The following is a 20,084-nucleotide window of genomic DNA, read 5'->3' as shown; positions in this document are numbered from 1 at the left end:
GCGCCGCCGTCTCGACCACCGGGTCGGGTGCGGCGTCGCGGCCGAGCGCGCGGTTGCGCGCCGTCTCGGCCGCGCGGCGCACCGGACGCGGCGGGTCGCCGGCCGCCATGTCGAGGTCGAAGGTGACCGGCAGGTCGTAGATCACGGCGTAGTGCTCGGTCAGGCCGAAGTCGTGCATCATCGGGCTGCCCGTGACCTCGACCTCCACCTGCCGCCGGATCCGCCCCGACGTGTCCAGCACCGAGTAGTCGACCTTGTTGCCGCGGGTCCAGCTGTAGGACACCGCGTGCAGCTCGCCGGTGGCCGGGTCCTCGTGGGGGTGGGCGGTGTAGCCGGCGGCGAGGTCGACGGCGAAGCCGCAGCGCCCGACCGTGTCGAGCTCCTCGGTCAGCTCGTAGGGAGGCGACCCGGCCTCGACCAGGGCCATGGTGCGCCCCGCGTGCTGGACGACGTGGGTGTTGGGGGCGAAGTCGCCGTCGTCGGGCCGGACCCAGCGGTTGCGGTACCACCGCGCCCGGCCGTCCTCGATCCGCACGCCGTGCACCATGCCCTCGCCGAGGAACCAGTGGTAGGCCTCGCCCGGGTCGCTGGCGGGGTTGGGCCCGATCCGCAGGTAGCGCCCGTCGAGGTGGTCGGGGAGCGTCCCGGTGACGCGGAGGTCGAAGGCGGTCAGCTCGTCGGCGACCGGGGCGAAGCCGTCCTGCAGGTAGCGGTTCACGACATCTCCTATAACGGTGTTATATCTCGACCATAACGCTGTGATGAGAGGGTGGCAAGGTGTCCGACCAACGCGCCGACGACCTTCCTGACGATGGCCGTGACGATGGCCGTGACGACCTCCGTGACGAGCCCGACGTGCGGCGCCGGCTGCTGGAGGAGGCCGCCCGGCTGCTCGGGGAGGAGGGCCCGTCGGCGCTGTCGACCCGCCGCCTGGCCCGCGAGGCCGGGACCTCGACGATGGCCGTCTACACCCACTTCGGCGGGATGCCCGCGCTGGTGCGCGAGATCGTGGCGGAGGGCTTCCGCCGGCTCGTGGACCGGGTCGCCGCGGTGCCCGTGACCGACGACCCGGTCCGCGACCTCACCGCGGTCGCGACCGCCTACCGGGAGCACGCCCGCGCCGACCCCCAGATCTACGCGGTGATGTTCGGCTCGGCCAGCCTCGGCGGCTACCGCCTGCACGACGAGGAGCTCGACGTCGGCCTGGCCGCGTTCGGCCAGCTGGTCGACGTGGTCCGGCGCGGCATGGACGCCGGTCGGCTGCGCCGCGACGACCCGGCGGCCGTGGCGGGGCAGTTCTGGAGCGCGCTGCACGGCTACGTGAGCCTGGAGCTCTCGGGCTTCCACCTCGTGGTCGAGGACCCGGAGTCCCAGCTGCTGTGGCCGATGCTCGCCCACCTGCTGGAGGGGCTGTCCGACGACGCCCACAGGTCGGGTCGGTAGCGTCGGCGGGGTGTTTCCGGTCGGTGGCGTCGAGTACATGCTCCTCGGCGCGTTCGTGTCCGGGGCGGTCTGCGTGCTGCTCGCCCTGGTCCTGCGGGCGCGCCTCGGCGTGACCGCGTGGACCCTGGCGGCGCTGCTCTGGTCGCTCGTGGTCATCGGGCTGGTGACCCTGATCCCGGTCGGCGGCGCGCCCGGCATCGTCCCCGCCGAGGGGCGGCTCGCGACCTGCTCGTGGGACATCGGCGGGCCCGCACCCGACGGCTTCTGGATCTTCTCCGGTGGCCAGCGCCTGCTCAACACCGTCATCTTCGTGCCGTCGGGCGTGCTGCTGTCGCTGACCGCGACCCGCTGGCGCAGCGGCTGGGTGACCGTCCCCCTCGGGCTGGCCCTGCTGGCGGCGTACTCGGTGGGGATCGAGAAGACCCAGCTCGAGCTGGCGCGCATCGACCGGGCCTGCGACGTCACCGACATCATCGACAACGTCACCGGCGCGGCCGTCGGCGTCGGCGTGGGGCTGGTGCTGGCGCTCGTCGTCCGTCCGTGGCGGCTGCGGCGTGACGCCGGTCGTGCTCCTAACCTGGGCACATGACGAGCCCCACCCCACGCGCCCACGTCGCCCGCATCCCGGCGTACGTCCCCGGCAAGCCGCCCACCCCGCGGCCGGGCCACACGACGTACAAGCTGTCCTCGAACGAGAACCCCTACCCGCCGCTGCCCGGCGTGCTCGAGGCGGCCTCGGAGGCGGCGGCGGTCATGAACCGCTACCCCGACATGGGCAGCAGCGCCCTGTACGACGCCCTCGCGGCGCGCCTCGACGTGCCGGTCTCCGACCTGGCGGCGGCCACGGGCTCGGTCGCGCTCGTCTACCAGCTGCTCTCGGCGTTCTGCGACCCCGGCGACCAGGTGGTCTACGCCTGGCGCTCGTTCGAGGCCTACCCGATCGCGGTCACCACCGCCGGCGCCACCTCGGTCCAGGTGCCGGTGACGGCCGACGGCCGGCACGACCTCGACGCCATGGCCGCCGCGGTCACCGACCGGACCAAGGTCGTCGTCGTCTGCACCCCCAACAACCCCACCGGCCCGGCCGTCACCCAGACCGAGCTCGACGCGTTCCTCGCGACGGTGCCCTCCCACGTCGTGGTCGTGGTCGACGAGGCCTACGTGGAGTTCGTGCGCATGGACGACGCGGTCGACGGCCTGGCGACGTACCGCGCGCACCCCAACGTCGTGCTCTTCCGCACCTTCTCCAAGGCCTACGGCCTCGCCGGCTTCCGCGTCGGGTACGCCGTCGCGGCCGCGCCGCTGGCCGGCGCGCTGCGGGCGGTCTCGCTGCCGTTCGGCGTCTCCCACGTGGCCCAGGCCGCGGCCATCGCCTCGCTCGACGCCGAGCCCGCCCTGCTGGAGCGAGTCGACGCGCTCACGGCCGAGCGCGCGCGGGTCGTCGCGGGCCTGGCCGAGGCCGGCTGGGACCTGCCGGAGGCGCAGGGCAACTTCGTGTGGTTCGCCCTGGGCGAGCGCACCGCGGAGTTCGCCGCCGCCTGCGACGACGCCGGCATCGTCGTGCGCCCCTTCGCCGGCGAGGGTGCCCGCGTCTCGATCGGCGAGCCCGAGGCCAACGACCGGCTGCTCGACGTCGCGCGCGCCTGGAGCATGTAACACGTCGGCCACCGCTCCTCCATCCCGCTGCAACGGGCGGGAAGAGCCGAGGACGACGTGTTACATGCCGAGCGGGTCACGTCCCGAGCCGAGCGCCGTCGCGTCCCCGCGCCCGACCGCGGCCCGAGGTCTAGACCGGCAGGACGCCCGGGCCGAGTCTGCCTAGACTCGGGTTCTCATCAGTCGACTCCCGTGTCGACGGACAAGGGAGAGCCCATGCCTGCACCGGTGCGACGACGTCACCGCGCCCTCGTCCCGGCGCTCTGCGCGGGCCTGGCCCTGGCCGGTCTCGTGGGGGCCGCCGGCCCCGCGACCGCCGCGCCGGTCGCCGAGAGCCTGCTGCAGAGCGTCATCGACTTCGGGACCGACGCCGGCAGCGACCCGACCTGCAGCGCCGCGACGGGCGACCGCACCGCGGACGCGACGGTCGGCGCCGGGGGCGGTGCCAGGACCGCGAGCACCACGAGCTCCACGACGATCACGGACGCCAACGACGCCTCCGACATCACCACGCTCACGGGCCGCTCGTCGGTCGCGGCGCGCGTCACGGCGGCAGGCGGCTCGCTGCGGGACCTGGAGGTGCGCGCGACCCTGCGCGGCACCCTCGTGCGCGCCCAGGGCGCCGCCAGCTCGTGCAGGGGCAGTGTCGGCCTCACGGCCACCGCGGGCACGACGTTCACGGTCGCGCGGCCCGGGTGGCTCAGCCTGACGATGTCCACGAGCAGGGGAGGCGCCACCATGCTGGCCGTCTCCGGTCCCGACCAGGAGCTGATGGACAGCTCGGTGGACGTGAGGACGACCGACCGCCACCGCTTCCTCCTGCCGCGCGCCGGCACGTACGTCGTGGCCCTGCAGGCTCGGCAGACGATCTCGTCGACGCCGGCGTCCGACCCCTCGGGCGCGACCCTGACCGCCTCCCTGCGTGGCGAGTTCCGGCCGGCAGGCTCGGCCGTGGCGGCCTCGGCCGGACCCGGCGCCCGCTACCTCGCCCTGGCTGCGGAGCGCTCCTGCGCCGCCGACTCGCTGGCGGCGACCTTCACCGCCCGGGCCCGCACGGTCCGGTCCGCGACGATCTACGTCGACGGCCGGAGGGTCGCGAAGGTGCGCGCCCCCAAGCGCGGCCGGACCGTGAGGATCACCCGGCTCCGAGACCCGCAGCCCGTGAGCGTCCGGGCGGTGATCGTTCCCCGCAAGGGCAGGACGGTCGCCGTCACCCGCAGCTACGTGGCGTGCTCGTGACCGCCCCTCTCGCCCCTCATCAGGAGACTCACGTGACGAAGCAGCCGATCCTGGGCCGGTCCCTCGCCGTCGTGGTCGCCCTCGCCCTGGGCTCGACCGCCCTCCTGGCGACGGCCCCCTCCGCGCAGGCGGCGGCGCCGCTCCAGGGCACGCTCATCGTGAGCACGTCGTTCGGCACGGGCGGCAACCCCGGGTGCAGCGTGGTCACCGACACGGGCGGCGCGGAGCAGCCGGCGTTCACCTCGAACGGCGCGACCACGGCCCGCAGCGTGTCCTCCGCGGCGACGGTCGAGGACGCCGACGACGCGGCCGACGACACGAGCCTGACGGCGGCCGCGTCGGGCCGGGTGCGTGCCACCCGGGCAGGCGCGTCGCTCGCCACCCTGTCCCTCACCTCGTCGGTCAGTGCGCGGGTCGTCGCGGCCCAGGGCACGGCGTCGGAGTGCGAGAGCCGCGCCGATGTCGTCGTCGGCACGCAGGCGGCCTTCACGCTGGCGGACCCCGGATGGCTCACCCTGCGGGGCTCGGTGCAGGGAGGCCACCTCCAGACGGCGGTCCTCTCGGCGCAGAACACCGAGGGGCTGGGGGGATTCAGCGTCGGCGGCAAGCGGGAGCAGACGCGGGTGCTCTTCCTCCCGGCCGGGTCCTACACCCTGTTCCTCGGCCACCAGGTGGAGGCCGTCACGCCCTCCGCCGCCGGTGCCGCCACGACGGCCGCGTCCTCCGGCAGCGTCAGCGTCGCGTTCACGGCGGCGGGGGCGGCCACCGGCCCGGCCGCGGGCAAGGGCGGCGGGTTCGTCCGGCTGGACGACGCGGTGGCCTGCGGCTCCCGCTCGGTCGCCGGAGCGCTCACCAGGAAGGCTGCGCGGTTGCGGACGGCGACGTTCTTCGTCAACGGCAAGCGGGTCAAGGTGATCCGCAAGCCCCGGGCGGGCAAGGAGGTGCTGCTCCGCGGCCTGCCGACCGGTGGCGGCGTCACCGTCAAGGTGGTGCTGAAGCCGAGGAAGGGCAGGTCCGCGGTCGTCAGCCGGAGCTACGTCGCGTGCGTCTGAGCCCGGTGGTTGAGCGTTCACCTACGCTGGCAGCATGAGCGACGCGAAGTACGTCAAGCCCGGCGAGGAGTTCAGCCGGGACATGAACTACGTCCCGGACCGCATCACCCTCGGCTCGCGGCGTCCCGAGCACGGTCCGGTCGAGGGCGAGCTGTGGCCGGTCGAGCCGGGGCGCTACCGGCTCGTCGCCGCCAAGGCCTGCCCCTGGGCCAACCGCGCGATCATCGTGCGGCAGCTGCTCGGCCTCGAGGACGTGATCTCGCTCGGCACCCCCGGACCCACGCACGACCAGCGCAGCTGGACGTTCGACCTGGACCCTGACGGACGGGACCCCGTGCTCGGCATCGAGCGGCTCCAGGAGGCCTACTTCAAGCGCTTCCCCGGCTACGAGCGCGGCATCACCGTGCCCGCCGTCGTCGACGTGACCACCGGCGAGCTGGTCACGAACGACTTCCCGTGGATCACCCACGACTTCTTCTTCGAGTGGCGCGAGCACCACCGCGAGGATGCCCCGGACCTGTGGCCCGAGGACCTCCGCGAGGAGATGGACGCGGTGATGAAGCGGATCTTCACCGAGGTCAACAACGGCGTCTACCGCTGCGGCTTCGCCGGCTCGCAGGAGAGCTACGACGCGGCGTACGACCGGCTGTGGACGGCCATGGACTGGCTCGAGGAGCGCCTCGCCGACCGCCGCTACCTGATGGGCGAGGCGATCAGCGAGGCCGACGTGCGGCTGTTCACCACGCTGGCCCGCTTCGACGCGGTCTACCACGGCCACTTCAAATGCAACCGCCAGAAGCTGACCGAGATGCCGAACCTCTGGGGCTACGCGCGCGACCTTTTCCAGACCCCCGGCTTCGGCGACAACACCGACTTCGAGCAGATCAAGGCGCACTACTACGTCGTGCACTCCGACATCAACCCCTCCCAGATCGTGCCGAAGGGTCCCGACCCCACCGTCTGGCTCACCCCGCACGGACGCGGCTGAGGCTGGCTCGGGGGTCGACGAGGAACGAAGTCCCGTCCTTCCGTGGGTTGAGGAGGGACGAAGTCCCGTCTCGAAACCCTCTCGGCCGACGTAGGAGGTTTCGAGACAGGCGCTGGCGCGCCTTCCTCAACCTCCGGGGGGAGAGAATGACGGCATGGGACACGGTCACGGGCACGGCCACGCCGCCGGACGCGCGGCGGACCGGACCCGGCTGCGCTGGGTGCTGGCGGTCACCGGCAGCGTGCTGGCGGTCGAGCTGGTGGGTGCCTACGTCACCGGCTCCCTGGCGCTCCTCGCCGACGCGGGCCACATGGCCACGGACGCCGGCGCCGTGGTGCTCGCGCTCGGGGCGTCGTACGTCGCGTCGCGCCCGGCGGGTCCGCGCTCGACGTTCGGCTACCACCGCGCCGAGATCCTGGCGGCGATGCTCAACGCCCTGGTGCTGCTGGGCGTCTGCGCCTACGTCGCCTACGCCGGCATCACCCGGCTGGCCGACCCCTCACCGGTCGAGGCCGGACCGATGGTCGCCTTCGCCGTCGTCGGGCTGGTGGCCAACGCCATCTCGATGGCGATCCTCAACCGCTCCGACACCGGGTCGCTGAACCTGCGCGGCGCCGCCAACGAGGTGCTCGCCGACCTGGTCGGCTCGGTGCTGGTGGTCGTCGCCGGCCTCGTGATCCTGGTGACCGGCTGGGAGCGCGCGGACGCCGTCGCGTCCCTGGTGATCGCGGTGATGATCGTCCCGCGCTCGCTGGTGCTGCTCAAGGACTCCGCGGTCGTCCTGCTCGAGATCGCGCCCGCCGGCCTCGACCTCGACGACGTGCGCCGCCACCTGGTCGAGGTGGACGGCGTGGTCGACGTGCACGACCTGCACGCGTGGACGATCACCAGCGGAATGCCCAGCCTGTCGGCGCACGTGACCGTGACCGACGAGGCGCTGGGGGAGCGCGGCGTGGGCCGGATCCTCGACCAGCTCTGCGAGTGCGTCGGCGAGCACTTCGACGTGCGGCACGCGACGTTCCAGGTCGAGCCGCTCTCGCACGAGGCCCACGAGGACCTCGGCGAGGTGCACTGAGCCCCATCCGGGGCCGTGCGCGCGTCAGGCGGCAGGCGGCGTCAGGCCTTGCCGGGCGCCACGTCGTGCTCGGCCGCGACCTTGAGCTTCACGAGGGTCTCCTCGATCGCCTGCTGGGTGCGCTTGCCGAAGACCAGGTGGAAGGCGCGCTCGACCAGGCCGGGGTAGCGGCTGATGTCCCAGGTCTCGGTGACCTGGGTGCCGCCGTCGTTGGTGGGCGCGAGCTCGTAGCGCCAGCGGTGCAGGCCCTTGTGGCGCCAGGCGATCAGCCGGTCGGGCTCGTGCTCGACGACCTTGTTGGTGATCTTGTAGGGCGCGCCGTTCTGCATCTTCATCCCGAACTCCGAGCCGAGGGTGAGTCGGTCGGGACCCGAGACGGTGCCCCGCACCGTGCCGGAGCCGTCGATGCGCGGGTGCTGCTGGGGGTCGGCCAGGATCGCGAACACCGCCGAGGGCGGGGCGTCGATCGTGGTCCGGGCGGAGACGACGGGGGTGGCCATGTCGGGAACACTAGTGATGACCCCGACGGATTGGCGACGCCGACGATGCCGACGGTAGGTTGTCCAGGCACGATTGTGTTCCGGGTCACAGGGCGCACCACCCCCGCGTCCGTCGTCCGGACGACCGCCCTCGGCCCCGCGGAGACCCCGTACGGCCGGCGACCTCGAAGGAGCTTCACGTGACGCAGCAGTCCCCTGGTGGCGCGCAGAGCGACACCCCCGGCTTCGGCCCCGACCTGGTGGAGGTCTTCGGGCCCTCTCAGCAGGACGGCGGTCCCGAGCTCATCCAGCTCCTGACCCCCGAGGGTGAGCGCGTCCACCACCACGAGTTCGACCAGGACTTCTCCGCCGAGGAGCTTCGCGGCTTCTACCGCGACATGGTGCTGACCCGGCGCATCGACACCGAGGCCACCGCCCTGCAGCGCCACGGCGAGCTCGGCATCTGGGCGCAGCTGCTGGGCCAGGAGGCCGCGCAGATCGGCGCCGGCCGCGCGCTGCGCCCGCAGGACTACGTCTTCCCGACCTACCGCGAGCACGGCGTCGCCTGGTGCCGCGGGGTCGACCCGCTGCGCCTGCTCGGCCTCTTCCGCGGCGTCGACCAGGGCGGCTGGGACCCGGCGGCCAACAACTTCGCGCTCTACACGATCGTCATCGGCGCGCAGACCCTCCACGCCACCGGCTACGCCATGGGCGTCCAGCGCGACGGCGACGTCGGCACCGGCGACCCCGACCGCGACACCGCGGTCGTCGCCCACTTCGGCGACGGCGCCTCCTCGCAGGGCGACGTCAACGAGGCCTTCATCTTCGCGGCCTCCTACAACGCCCCGGTCGTGTTCTTCTGCCAGAACAACCAGTGGGCCATCTCGGAGCCGATCGAGCGCCAGAGCCGGATCCCGCTCTACCAGCGCGCGCTGGGCTTCGGCTTCCCCGGCGTCCGCGTCGACGGCAACGACGTCCTGGCGACGTACGCCGTCACGAAGGCGGCGCTGCAGCGCGCCCGCGACGGCCAGGGCCCCACGCTGGTGGAGGCCTACACCTACCGGATGGGCGCCCACACGACCACCGACGACCCCACGCGCTACCGGCTCTCCAACGATGTCGAGAGCTGGAAGCTCAAGGATCCGATCGCGCGCGTCGAGGTCTACCTGCGCCGCAACGGCCTGGCCGACGACGACTTCCTGGCCTCTATCCAGGCCGAGGCCGACGAGCTGGGCCACACCCTGCGCGAGGGCTGCAAGTCGATGCCCGACCCGCAGGCGCTGAGCATGTTCGACCACGTCTACGCCGAGGAGACCGACGAGCTGCGCGCGCAGCGCGAGGGCTACGCGGCCTACCTCGAGACGTTCGAGGGGAGCCACTGATGGCCACGCAGAAGATCACCCTCGCCAAGGGCCTCAACATGGGCCTGCGCAAGGCGATGGAGGACGACCCCAAGGTCCTGCTCATGGGCGAGGACGTCGGCAAGCTCGGCGGCGTCTTCCGCATCACCGACGGCCTGCAGAAGGACTTCGGCGAGGACCGCGTCATCGACTCGCCGCTGGCCGAGTCCGGCATCGTCGGCACCGCGGTCGGCATGGCCATGCGCGGCTACCGGCCGGTCGTGGAGATCCAGTTCGACGGCTTCGTCTACCCCGCCTACGACCAGATCGTGTGCCAGGTCGCGAAGATCCACTTCCGCAGCCAGGGCCGCGTGAAGATGCCGATGGTCATCCGCATCCCGTTCGGCGGCGGCATCGGCGCGGTCGAGCACCACAGCGAGTCGCCGGAGGCGCAGTTCGCGCACACCCCCGGCCTCAAGGTCGTCGCCTGCTCCAACCCCGTCGACGGCTACTGGATGATGCAGCAGGCCATCGCCTGCGACGACCCGGTCATCTTCCTCGAGCCGAAGCGGCAGTACCACGCCGACAAGGCCGAGCTCGACGAGTCCGCGACCCCCGAGCCGCTGTTCACCTCGCGGATCGTGCGCGCCGGCACCGACCTCACGCTGCTGGCCTACGGCCCGACGGTGAAGACCGCGATGAAGGCCGCGGAGGCGGCCGCCACCGAGGGCCGCTCGATCGAGGTCATCGACCTGCGCACGCTCTCGCCGCTCGACATGGCGCCGGTGCTCGACTCCGTGCGCCGCACGGGTCGCGCCGTCGTCACCCACGAGGCGCACGTCAACCTCGGCCTGGGCGCCGAGCTGTCCGCCCGCATCACCGAGGAGTGCTTCTACTCCCTCGAGGCCCCGGTGCTCCGCGTCGGTGGCTTCGACACGCCCTACCCGCCGTCGCGCATCGAGGAGGACTTCCTCCCCGACCTCGACCGGGTGCTGGACGCCGTCGACCGCAGCTGGGAGTTCTGAGATGCCCGAGTACCTCCTCCCCGACGTCGGGGAGGGCCTCATCGAGGCCGAGATCGTGACCTGGAAGGTCAAGGTCGGCGACGTCGTCGCCATCAACGACATCGTCGTGGAGATCGAGACCGCCAAGTCCCTGGTCGAGCTGCCCTCGCCGTACGCCGGCGAGGTCACCGACCTGCTCGTCGCCGAGGGCGAGACCGTCTCGGTCGGCACCCCGATCATCGCCATCGGGGAGAAGGCCGCGGCGCCGGCTCCCGCGATGGAGATCGACCTGTCGAACCCGGCCGCCAGCGGCCGCGTCGAGGGCGAGAGCCTCGTGGGCCGCAACAAGGCCGAGCGCGGACCGCAGCGCCGGGCGCGCAAGGGCTCCGTCACGCCCGCGTCCGAGGCCGCCGCCAACACCCAGATGCAGGTGCAGGGCGCCTTCGCCCCGGGTGGCGCCCAGTCGCAGGACGTCGTGCCGGCCGACGAGCCCGCCGTGCCCGCGGTCTCGGCCGCCCCGGTCGAGCCCGAGCCGGTCTCCGAGTTCGTCCCCGCCCAGGCGCTCACTTCGGACGAGGTGCGGGTGCTGGCCAAGCCGCCGGTCCGCAAGCTCGCCAAGGACCTCGGCATCGACCTCGCGTCGCTGCGCGCGACGGGGCCGAACGGCACCGTCACCCGCGCCGACGTCGAGGCCGCCGCCAACAGCTCCTCTCCGGTGGTTGAGGAGGTTGCGCAGCAACCGTCTCGAGACCACGCCCCCAGGTCGACCGGCGAGCGCGAGACACGCGAGCCGATCAAGGGCGTCCGCAAGATGATGGCCTCCGCCATGGTCGGCTCGGCGTTCTCCGCGCCCCACGTCACCGAGTGGGTCACCGTCGACGTCACGCGCACCATGGAGCTCGTCGACCGGCTCAAGCAGCGCCGCGAGTTCCGCGACGTGCGGGTCTCCCCGCTGCTGGTGCTGGCGCGCGCGGTCACGCTGGCCGTGCGGCGTACGCCGGAGATCAACTCGTTCTGGGACGAGGCCGCCCAAGAGGTCGTGCTCAAGCACTACGTCAACCTCGGCATCGCCGCGGCCACCCCGCGCGGGCTGGTCGTCCCGAACGTCAAGGACGCCCAGGACCTCACCCTCCTCGAGCTGGCCGGCGAGCTGAACCAGCTCACCGCCACCGCGCGCGAGGGCAAGACCCAGCCGGCGCAGATGAGCGGCGGGACGTTCACGATCACCAACGTCGGCGTCTTCGGCGTCGACGCCGGCACCCCGATCATCAACCCCGGCGAGTCCGCGATCCTGTGCTTCGGCGCCATCAAGAAGCAGCCCTGGGTGGTCACCACCGACGGCGTCGACGAGATCGTGCCCCGCCAGGTCACGACCCTCGCCCTCTCCTTCGACCACCGCCACATCGATGGCGAGAAGGGCTCGCGCTTCCTCGCCGACGTCGCCGGCATCCTCGAGGACCCCGCCTCCGCGCTGCTCTTCTGAGCGGCGGCGCGGCTGGCAGGTTTTTCAGCATCTGCTGAAAAGCCGTCGCTTCTGGGCCAGAAGAACGGCCCAGAAGCGACAGGAAATCCCCAGAACCTCACCATTGGACGCCGTCCGCGGCGGTGCTCGCGTGAGTTTCACCGGGTACCCGGTGAAACTCACGCTTCCGGTAGGAAGCATCACCCCGGAGGCGTGAGTTTCGTGCGGGCGCCGGTGCGGGTGGGGCGCCCGTGACCCGGATCGCTCGGGACGTCGAGCACACGCGCGCAGCGTCCTCCACGTCGACCGCGTCCGGCCGCCGGTGGACGCCCGCGCTGCCGTGGGCGTGAAGCCACGCCCGCGGGGGTAGGACGTCCCCGTGAGCGTTGCGGGGTACCCCGAGCCGGGGGAGATGGTGGGGCCGTTCCGGGTGGAGCGGCAGCTCGGCGTGGGCGGGATGGGCGTGGTCTTCGTGGCGCTCGACCCGGTGCTGGACCGCCGGGTCGCGCTCAAGGTGATCGCGCCGCACCTGGCGCAGGACGAGACGTTCCGCGCGCGCTTCACCCGGGAGGCCCAGGCGCAGGCGTCGCTGGACTCGCCGCACGTCGTGCACGTCTACGCCCACGGCGAGGCGGACGGCCGGCTCTACATCGCCACCCAGCTCGTCGACGGCGGCGACCTCGGTCAGCTGCTGTCACGCCACGGCGCCCCGCCGCCCCGGCTCGCGCTCGACGTCCTCGCCCAGGTCGCCGGCGGGCTGGCAGCGGCGCACGCGCGCGGGCTGGTGCACCGCGACATCAAGCCGGCCAACGTGCTGGTCGCGCAGGGCGACTCCGGCACGAGGGCCTACCTCGCCGACTTCGGCATCGCCCGCCGGGTCGACGGCCAGTCGCAGCTGACGACCGCCGGTGGCACGCTCGGGACGCCGACGTACATGGCGCCCGAGCTGCACCTCGGCAGCGAGCCGGGCGTCGCCAGTGACATCTACTCGCTCGGTTGCCTGCTGTGGTCGGCGCTCAGCGGCGACGCCCCCTACCGTGGCACCTCGGACTACCAGGTCGTCACCGCCCACCTCGAGGAGCCGGTGCCGCAGCTGCCCGAGACCAGCCTGCTCGCGCGCGAGACCAACCGGGTGCTGCGCCGCGCCATGGCCAAGAGGCCCGAGGACCGCTACCCGAGCGCGGACGCCCTGCGCGAGGACCTGCTCGCCGTGCTGCGGCTCCCGGACCAGTCCGTCAGCCCACCACCTCCCGCTGCGGCACCGGGGCCGTCCGGGCCGTCCGCGCCGTCCGAGCCCGCCCCGCCTCGCAGCCGCCGCCGGGTGCTCCTGGCCGTGGCGGCGGCGGTGCTGCTGGTCGTCGCCGGCCTCGCCGTGGCGTACGCCGTCACGCGCGGCGACGACGCGCCCTCCGCATCGGCCGAGGAGGACCCCAGCGGCACCGGCCCGGGAGGGGAGCCGCTGAGCGAGTCGGACGAGGACCGCGCCAAGGCGGGGCTCGCCGAAGGCTTCACCGGCGTGGCGGGGCCCGCCGGCGCCGAGTGCATCGCCGAGGAGGTCGTCGACACGGTCGGCGTGGCCGACCTGGTGGAGGCGGGCTTCTTCGACGAGCAGTGGGCGTTCCTCGACCCCGACCTCGCCGCGCATCCCGACATCAAGAAGGCGCTCAACACCGCGGTGCTCGGGTGCCTGGACCAGCTGCCCCCCGCGCCCTGAGCGCGCGCCGAGCCGTGGCCGGAGCCGAGGCCGCTCAGACCTCGATCGGCCCGACCTCCCAGCCCTCCGGGGCGATCGGGTGCAGGATCGCGTCGGTGCCGCCGTCGACGAAGAGCACCGCACCCACGACGAGCGCGGCGGCGTCCGAGAGCAGGAACGCGATCACCGCCGCCACCTCCTCGGGCCGGCCCGGGCGGCCCAACGCCGTGGGGTAGGTGTCGGCGAACGGGCCGAACGTCGGGTCCGCGCGCAGCGCGGCGGTCATCGGCGTCTCGACGAGCCCGGGCGCCACGGCGTTGATGCGGATGCCCGCGCCCGCCCAGGCCGGGGTCACGCCCTCCCGGCGAGCCCACCAGGCCAGCGCGGCCTTCGAGGAGGGGTAGACCATGACGGCGTCGACTCCGGACGCCGCGGCGCGGGCCGCGGGCTCGTCCTCGCGCAGGCAGAGCGTCGCCACCTCGGCGTTCCACCCCGGCATGCCGGTGATCGAGTTGGACGCCAGCAGCACGACGGCCGCGCCGTCGGCGGCCGCCAGCAGGTCCTGCAGCCCCCGCACCAGCGCCAGCGCCCCGAAGTAGTTGACCGACACCAGCAGCGCGGGGTCCACGCCGGTGAGTCCCGCGATGCCGGCGCAGGGCACCACGCCGTGGACCACGTCGGTCACCGCCCGGACGCCGGCGACCGCGGCGTCGCGGCCCTCGGCCGTCGACAGGTCGGCCGTCACGTCGGCGTCGTGGAGGTCGACGGTGACCACCCGGTGGCCCTGCTCGCGCAGCAGCGCGGTGGTCGCCGCGCCGATCCCGCTGGCCGCACCGCTGACGACGTACGTCTTCATGCGCGGCACTGTAACGCGTTCTAGTTCTGGCGCTGGGGTGGTTGAAAGCCGCCGCACCCGGGTACCCCACCCCGGGGCGCCGGGCGTCCCGGACCACTCGGACCCACCTCGGGGGAACTCATGGCGCTCACCCTGCTCGACCGCGAACGCACCGTGGCCGGCACCGGCTTCAACCGCTGGCTCATCCCGCCGGCCGCCCTGGCCGTGCACCTGTGCATCGGCCAGGTCTACGCGACGAGCGTCTACAAGGCCTCGCTCGTGGAGGGCTTCGGCGTCTCGCTGACGGCCGTCGGCGCGGTGTTCTCGATCGCGATCGTGATGCTCGGCCTGAGTGCCGCGGTCTTCGGCACCTGGGTCGACACCGGCGGCCCGCGTCGCGCCATGGTCGCGTCGGCGGTCTTCTGGTCCACCGGCTTCCTCGTGGGCGCCCTGGGCATCGCCACAGGCCAGATCTGGCTGCTCTACCTCGGGTACGGCGTCATCGGCGGCATCGGCCTCGGGCTGGGCTACATCGGCCCGGTGTCCACGCTGATCAAGTGGTTCCCCGACCGCCCGGGCCTGGCGACCGGCATGGCGATCATGGGCTTCGGCGGCGGCGCGATGATCGCCAGCCCGCTGTCCACGCAGCTCCTCGACTTCTACAACGGCGGATTCGACTCCCCGGCCGCGATCGCCGATCCCAGCTCGGTCGCCAAGCTCTTCGTCACCCTCGCCGTGGTCTACGTCGTGGTCATGCTCTTCGGCGCGTGGCTGGTGCGGGTGCCGCCGCCGGGCTGGAAGCCCGAGGGCTTCGACCCCTCCGAGGTCGAGGAGAAGGCGCTCGTCACCACCGCCAGCGTCTCGGCCGCCAACGCGATCAAGACCCCGCAGTTCTGGCTGCTGTGGGTGGTGCTGTTCTGCAACGTCACCGCCGGCATCGGCATCCTCGAGCAGGCCGCCCCGATGATCCAGGACTTCTTCCGCGAGGGCGACGCCTCGACGGTCACCGCGGCCGCCGCCACCGGTTTCGTCGGCGTGCTCTCGCTGTTCAACATGGCCGGTCGCTTCGGCTGGTCGACCACCTCCGACGTCATCGGCCGCAAGCCGATCTACATGCTCTACCTCGGCGCCGGCATCGCCCTCTACCTGCTGCTGGCGACCGTCGGCGACGGCAGCACCCTGGTGTTCGTCGTCGTGGCCGGCTTCATCATCAGCTTCTACGGCGGCGGCTTCGCGACCGTCCCGGCCTACCTGCGCGACCTCTTCGGGCCCTACCAGGTGGGCGCCATCCACGGCCGGCTGCTGACCGCATGGTCCGCCGCCGGCGTCGCCGGGCCGCTGATCGTCAACGGCATCCTCGACACCCAGGGCGAGCCCGGCTCGCTGGTCGCCGCCGACTACCGCCCGGCGCTGCTCACGATGGTGGGAGTCCTCGCGGTCGGCTTCGTCGCCAACCTGCTGGTCCGCCCCGTCGCCGAGCGCTTCCACGAGCCCGAGAGCGCCTCGGCGTCCGGGTCCGTCGAGGACGAGGCGTCCACGCAGGCGCAGGCCGCGTCCGGGAACGACGCCCCGGCCCCCACCTCGCTGCTGCTGCCGATCGCGTGGTTCGTCGTCGGTGCCCCTCTCGTCTGGGCGGTCTACGAGACCGTGGTCAAGGGCCTGGAGATCTTCGACTGACCCCAGGGACGCTGGTCACGAGGTCCGGTCGCGGGCCTCGTGCCACGCCGCCAGCAGCTCAGCCTCGCGCTGGCGGGAGATGCCGCTGACGGCGGCGTCGGGGGTCTCGCGCAGCCAGGCCAGGGTGGCGGCGGCGGTCTCGGCGACCGGCCGCGGCCGCAGCCCGGCGGCCACCGAGGGATCCGCGTCGTGGGCCAGCATGCCGTCGTACTGCGGGCGCGGCAGCCACAGCGGTACGCCGTCCGGCCCCGCCCACGGCTCGACGCCCTGGTCGGTGAGGAAGGCCTGGTCCGCCCACGTCCACGTCGGGTTCGTGCCGACGCCGTCGGCGACCTGCGCGAGCAGGTCGCCCAGGCCCGTCACGGGTCCGATGCCGTCGAAGTCGCCGGTGGTCCCGGCCTCCACCGCGTCGACCAGCCACGTCGCCAGGTCGCGGACGTCGATGATCTGCACCTCGTCGTCCGGCGCACCGGGGGCGAGCACCTCGCCCCCGTCGGCCAGGCGCGCCGGCCAGTAGGTGAACCGGCCGGTGGGGTCGCCCGGGCCGGAGATCAGCCCGGGCCGCACGACCATGGCGGAGCGGGCGCCCTCCCGGACGACCTGCTCGCACGCGACCTTCATCGGGCCGTAGGCCTCCCTGTCGAGCGACAGGTCGGCGTCCTCGTGCAGGGGCGCGCGCAGCGGCAGGCTCCCGGGCCGCCCACCCGGCGTCGACTCGTCCTCGTAGACGTTGATCGTCGACACGAAGACCCAATGGGCACCGGGGAACGCGGCCACCGCTCGGCGCACCCACGAGGGGTGCCGAGCGACGTCGACCACGGCGTCGTACGGCGTGCCGGTCAGCTCGGCGGGCGGCTCCTCGCGCCGGTCCCACACGACCAGCCGGGCGCCGTCGGGCACCTCGCCGGACTCGCCGCGGGCCGCGCACACCACCTCGTGACCGCGCGCGACGGCCTCCGCCGCCGTCGCCCTGGACAGGAAGACCGTGCCGCCGAGCACCAGGATCCGCATGCCCCGACCCTGCGCCAGGCCGGCCCCGACCGCAAGCGGATCCGCTCAGGGCAGAGGAGCGCGAGCCGACGGCCCGGCCGTCAGTCGCGCGGCGGCGTCTTCTCGCCCAGCAGCCACGCGTCGAGGAACGACGTGAGCTCCTCGCCGGTCTGCTCCTCCAGCCAGGGCAGGTAGTCGTCGCGGCCGGCGTTGGTGTTGGCCCGCTCCTCGGGCCAGGCGCGGACCATCGCGAAGAAGCGCTCGTCGCCGATCATCTGCCGCAGCTCGTGCCACATCAGGGCCGGGCCGTAGTAGATGTTGCCGGACCCGAAGGCCTCGCGGTCGTAGGCCGCCGGCGGACCGGCGAAGTCGCGCTCGTAGGACTCGGTGTAGGCCCACTCGTCCATCTGCTCGTCGATCGTGAGCCCGGACTGCTCGGCCTCCCACATGCCCTGGAGGTACATCGCCATGCCCTCGTTCATCCACACGTCGCGCCAGTCGTCGGGGGTGACCGTGTCGCCGTACCAGTGGTGGGCGAGCTCGTGGACGATCACCGCCTCCGAGGTCGTGTACTCGGTGTTGCCGAGCGTGACCATGGTCTGGGTCTCCATGCCGCTCTCGGAGTCGACGACGACGGTGCCGAACGTGTCGAACGGGTAGGGACCCAGCTTGTCCTCGAGCCACGCCATCGCGTCGGGCGTGGTCCGCAGCCGCTCCAGGATGCCGGGCTCGGCCGAGCGGTTGACCCAGTAGGTGATCGGGATGCCGGACGCCGACTCGTCCTCGGTCATCTCGAAGTCGCCGAACGCCAACGTCGTGAGGTACGACGCCGCCGGCTCCGCCAGTGTCCACCGGGTCGTGGTGGTGCCGCCCTCGTCGGTGCGCGAGGCCAGCTCGCCGTTGGCGACGCCCACCCACGGCGAGGGCACCGACAGCGTGAAGTCGTAGAGCGCCTTGTCGGCCGGCTGGTCGTTGACGGCGTACCAGGTGAACGCGCCGAAGGGCTCCTGCATGGTCCAGGTCTCGTGGGTGTCGGTGATCGTGAAGCCGGTGCCGCTGAAGTCGCCGCGCTTGGTCGGGACCGGCACCGGGCCAGGCGTGCCGGCGTAGGTGAGGGCGAGCTCGTACTCCTGGTCCTCGGTCACGTCGGCGGTGACCACGAGGTCCTTGCCGCTCTCCTCGAACTCCACCTCCTCGCCGTCCAGGGTCAGGGTCTCGACCGTCATCGGCTCGCTGAAGTCGAGCTGGAAGCGGCCGGCGGTGGCCGTCGAGCGGAAGGTCAGCACCTCCTCGCCGGTGAGGGTGTCGGTGTCGGGGTCCCAGTCGAGCGTGAGGTCGTAGTGCAGCGCGTCGACGCTGGGGTCGCCGACCTCGGGGTAGACGGAGTCCTCGCGCGGCTCGCTGACCGCGGCTTCCGCGTCGGGGGCGTCCGGGTTGGACGGGTCGGACGGGTCGTTCGCGGTGCTCGCGCCCTTCTTCGGTCCCGACCACCGGGAGTCGACCGAGCCCTCCCTCGACGACGGCGCGGGGTCGTCGTCCCCGCAGGCGGCGAGGGCGCCCGAGGCGAGCGCGAGGGTGCAGGCCAGGGCGGCGAGACGGGTCACGGGGTGCCTCTCAGCAGGGGGCGGGCCAGCTTGCGGCCGTGGTGGATCTGGGCCTTGACGGTGCCCAGCGGGGCGCCGACCTGCAGGGCGATCTCCTCGTAGGACAGGCCGTAGACGTCGCGCAGCAGCAGCGGCTCGACGAACTGCGGGTGGTCGCGCTCGATGACCTCCAGCGCCTCGAGCAGGTCCAGGCGGGTGCCGGCGATGACGCTGGTGGTGCGCGGGTCGGCGTCCTCGAGGTGGGCCGGCGTCTCGGCGGCGACGGCCTGCGTGCGCATCCGGCGGTACGTCGAGCGGGCGGAGTTGACCGCCACGACGTGCATCCACGTGGTGAAGCGGCCGCGGCCGCCCCAGGTGTGGATCTTGGTCGCCATCTTGAGCAGTGCCTCCTGGCAGGCGTCCTCGGCGTCCGGGGTGTAGGGCAGCACGCCGCGGCAGACGTTGAGGGCGCGCGGCCGGACGGCGGTGAGCAGGGCCTCGAGCGCGTCGCGGTCGCCGTCGCGGGCACGCCGCGCCAGCTCGTCGGTCTCGTCGGGCGTGAGCCCCTCGCCGGTCATGCCTGCCATCCTGCCTCGTGGGGGTTGGAACATAATGCAGCCGTGTCCATCCCCAGCCGCATCGGTCGCTACGCCGTCACGCGGCGCATCGGCGCCGGCGGCTTCGCGACGGTGTGGCTGGCCTACGACGAGCAGCTCGACTCCCCGGTCGCGGTCAAGGTCCTGGCCGACAACTGGACCGAGGACCACCAGGTGCGCCAGCGGTTCCTCGAGGAGGGCCGCTACCTGCGCCGGGTCGAGTCGCCGCACGTCGTGACCGTCTACGACGCCGGCGAGCTCGAGGACGGCCGGCCCTACCTGGTGATGACCTACGCCGACCAGGGCACGCTCGCCGACCGGCTCGAGGTCGACGGGCTCACGACCCGGCAGGCGGTCGAGGTGGTGCGCCAGGTGGCGGCGGGCCTCCAGGCGCTGCACGACCGCGACATCCTCCACCGCGACGTGAAGCCGGCCAACGTGCTCTTCCGCACCGCCGACCGCGACATCCGGGCCATGGTGGGCGACCTCGGGCTCGGCAAGGCGCTCGACGTGTCCTCGCGGCTCACCATGGTCGCCGGCACCCCGTCCTACGTGGCCCCGGAGCAGGCGCAGGCCGAGGCGCCCGACGCGCGCGCCGACCAGTACTCGCTGGCCGTGCTGACCTACCTGCTGCTCGCCGCCCGACCGCCGTACCGGCACGCGGACCTGACCGCGGCCGCCACCCCCGGCCCCCCGCCGCCGCTCTCGACCGAGGAGCGGCCGGTGCCCGACGCGGTCGAGGCGGTCGTGGCGAGGGCGCTCTCGCTGGACCGGGAGGACCGCTTCGACACCGTGACGGACTTCGCCGACGCGCTGACGGCGGCCTACGGCGACGAGGCCGGCGACCCCGGACAGCTGGCCCGCCCCTGGCTGCCGCTGGACCCCGAGCTCACCCAGCCCGGCGCGCGGCCGGCGCCCTCGCCGGCGCTGCCCGCGAGCAGCACGAGGCCCGGGGGCCCGCCGGCCGCCCCG

19 protein-coding genes are annotated in these 20,084 nt (G+C 73.1%); 13 read left to right on the top strand and 6 right to left on the bottom strand.

Annotated elements, in window-relative coordinates; translation table 11 throughout:
- A partial coding sequence (locus IRQ30_RS22065; protein ID WP_338089823.1) for a carotenoid oxygenase family protein occupies positions 1-718 on the bottom strand: 718 nt, incomplete at its 3' end.
- A gap of 59 nt (positions 719-777) precedes the next feature.
- Here IRQ30_RS22065 and IRQ30_RS22060 point away from each other — a divergent pair.
- The 7 genes from IRQ30_RS22060 to IRQ30_RS22030 all read left to right on the top strand — a co-directional run bounded on the left by IRQ30_RS22060 (position 778) and on the right by IRQ30_RS22030 (position 7,453).
- Positions 778-1,443, top strand: a complete 666-nt coding sequence (locus IRQ30_RS22060) for a WHG domain-containing protein (protein WP_193614991.1) — start codon at positions 778-780, stop codon at positions 1,441-1,443.
- A 10-nt stretch (positions 1,444-1,453) separates the two neighbouring features.
- Positions 1,454-2,032 carry a VanZ family protein gene (locus tag IRQ30_RS22055; protein WP_193607554.1) on the top strand — a complete coding sequence of 193 codons (579 nt, stop codon included), beginning with the start codon at positions 1,454-1,456 and terminating at the stop codon, positions 2,030-2,032.
- Positions 2,029-3,099, top strand: coding sequence for a histidinol-phosphate transaminase (hisC, locus tag IRQ30_RS22050; protein ID WP_193614990.1), 1,071 nt, complete (start codon positions 2,029-2,031; stop codon positions 3,097-3,099). Before IRQ30_RS22055 ends, hisC begins: the two co-directional genes overlap by 4 nt.
- A gap of 216 nt (positions 3,100-3,315) precedes the next feature.
- On the top strand, positions 3,316-4,338 hold the full coding sequence (locus tag IRQ30_RS22045; RefSeq protein ID WP_193614989.1) for a hypothetical protein: 1,023 nt from the start codon (positions 3,316-3,318) through the stop codon (positions 4,336-4,338).
- A 32-nt stretch (positions 4,339-4,370) separates the two neighbouring features.
- Complete coding sequence (locus IRQ30_RS22040; RefSeq protein WP_193614988.1) at positions 4,371-5,390, top strand: hypothetical protein; 1,020 nt, start codon at positions 4,371-4,373, stop codon at positions 5,388-5,390.
- A gap of 34 nt (positions 5,391-5,424) precedes the next feature.
- Positions 5,425-6,378, top strand: a complete 954-nt coding sequence (locus tag IRQ30_RS22035) for a glutathione S-transferase family protein (protein ID WP_193614987.1) — start codon at positions 5,425-5,427, stop codon at positions 6,376-6,378.
- A 154-nt stretch (positions 6,379-6,532) separates the two neighbouring features.
- Positions 6,533-7,453 (top strand): cation diffusion facilitator family transporter, encoded by a 921-nt coding sequence (locus IRQ30_RS22030; RefSeq protein ID WP_193614986.1) that lies wholly within the window; start codon positions 6,533-6,535, stop codon positions 7,451-7,453.
- A gap of 41 nt (positions 7,454-7,494) precedes the next feature.
- On the opposite strand, the gene IRQ30_RS22025 is transcribed toward IRQ30_RS22030, so the two are convergent.
- On the bottom strand, positions 7,495-7,953 hold the full coding sequence (locus IRQ30_RS22025; RefSeq protein ID WP_193614985.1) for an SRPBCC family protein: 459 nt from the start codon (positions 7,951-7,953) through the stop codon (positions 7,495-7,497).
- A 179-nt stretch (positions 7,954-8,132) separates the two neighbouring features.
- Here IRQ30_RS22025 and pdhA point away from each other — a divergent pair, with 179 nt between their 5' ends.
- From pdhA to IRQ30_RS22005, 4 genes are all read left to right on the top strand, one after another.
- Positions 8,133-9,314, top strand: a complete 1,182-nt coding sequence (gene pdhA / locus IRQ30_RS22020; protein ID WP_193614984.1) for a pyruvate dehydrogenase (acetyl-transferring) E1 component subunit alpha — start codon at positions 8,133-8,135, stop codon at positions 9,312-9,314.
- A complete protein-coding gene (locus IRQ30_RS22015) occupies positions 9,314-10,297 on the top strand; it encodes an alpha-ketoacid dehydrogenase subunit beta (protein ID WP_193607541.1) in 984 nt (327 codons plus the stop codon). Before pdhA ends, IRQ30_RS22015 begins: the two co-directional genes overlap by 1 nt.
- Before the next feature lies 1 nt (position 10,298).
- Positions 10,299-11,759 carry a dihydrolipoamide acetyltransferase family protein gene (locus IRQ30_RS22010; RefSeq protein WP_193614983.1) on the top strand — a complete coding sequence of 487 codons (1,461 nt, stop codon included), beginning with the start codon at positions 10,299-10,301 and terminating at the stop codon, positions 11,757-11,759.
- Between the two features lie 358 nt (positions 11,760-12,117).
- Positions 12,118-13,452, top strand: coding sequence for a protein kinase domain-containing protein (locus IRQ30_RS22005; protein ID WP_193614982.1), 1,335 nt, complete (start codon positions 12,118-12,120; stop codon positions 13,450-13,452).
- A 34-nt stretch (positions 13,453-13,486) separates the two neighbouring features.
- Here the strand turns inward: IRQ30_RS22005 and IRQ30_RS22000 are convergent, their stop codons facing one another.
- A complete protein-coding gene (locus IRQ30_RS22000; protein WP_193614981.1) occupies positions 13,487-14,287 on the bottom strand; it encodes an SDR family oxidoreductase in 801 nt (266 codons plus the stop codon).
- A gap of 120 nt (positions 14,288-14,407) precedes the next feature.
- Here IRQ30_RS22000 and IRQ30_RS21995 point away from each other — a divergent pair, with 120 nt between their 5' ends.
- Entirely contained in the window at positions 14,408-15,943 is a 1,536-nt protein-coding gene (locus IRQ30_RS21995) for an OFA family MFS transporter (RefSeq protein WP_193614980.1), read from the top strand.
- Positions 15,944-15,958: 15 nt separating this feature from the next.
- Here the strand turns inward: IRQ30_RS21995 and IRQ30_RS21990 are convergent, their stop codons facing one another.
- The 3 genes from IRQ30_RS21990 to IRQ30_RS21980 all read right to left on the bottom strand — a co-directional run bounded on the left by IRQ30_RS21990 (position 15,959) and on the right by IRQ30_RS21980 (position 19,094).
- Positions 15,959-16,954: an NAD-dependent epimerase/dehydratase family protein gene (locus tag IRQ30_RS21990; RefSeq protein WP_193614979.1), complete on the bottom strand. Its 996-nt coding sequence runs from the start codon at positions 16,952-16,954 to the stop codon at positions 15,959-15,961.
- Positions 16,955-17,034: 80 nt separating this feature from the next.
- The gene (locus IRQ30_RS21985; protein WP_193614978.1) at positions 17,035-18,537 is read right to left on the bottom strand and encodes a M1 family aminopeptidase; all 1,503 of its coding nucleotides are present in this window, start codon (positions 18,535-18,537) and stop codon (positions 17,035-17,037) included.
- Complete coding sequence (locus tag IRQ30_RS21980) at positions 18,534-19,094, bottom strand: RNA polymerase sigma factor (RefSeq protein ID WP_193614977.1); 561 nt, start codon at positions 19,092-19,094, stop codon at positions 18,534-18,536. Before IRQ30_RS21980 ends, IRQ30_RS21985 begins: the two co-directional genes overlap by 4 nt.
- A 42-nt stretch (positions 19,095-19,136) precedes the next feature.
- On the opposite strand from IRQ30_RS21980, the gene IRQ30_RS21975 reads away from it, so the two are divergent.
- On the top strand, positions 19,137-20,084 hold a 948-nt coding region (locus IRQ30_RS21975), incomplete at its 3' end, for a serine/threonine-protein kinase (RefSeq protein WP_338089822.1).

The sequence above is a fragment of the Nocardioides lijunqiniae genome, from assembly GCF_015024225.1.
GTDB classification, from domain to species: Bacteria; Actinomycetota; Actinomycetes; order Propionibacteriales; family Nocardioidaceae; genus Nocardioides; species Nocardioides lijunqiniae.
Note: the sequence above shows the minus strand (reverse complement) of the source record. Positions and strands in the feature narration are given on the sequence as shown.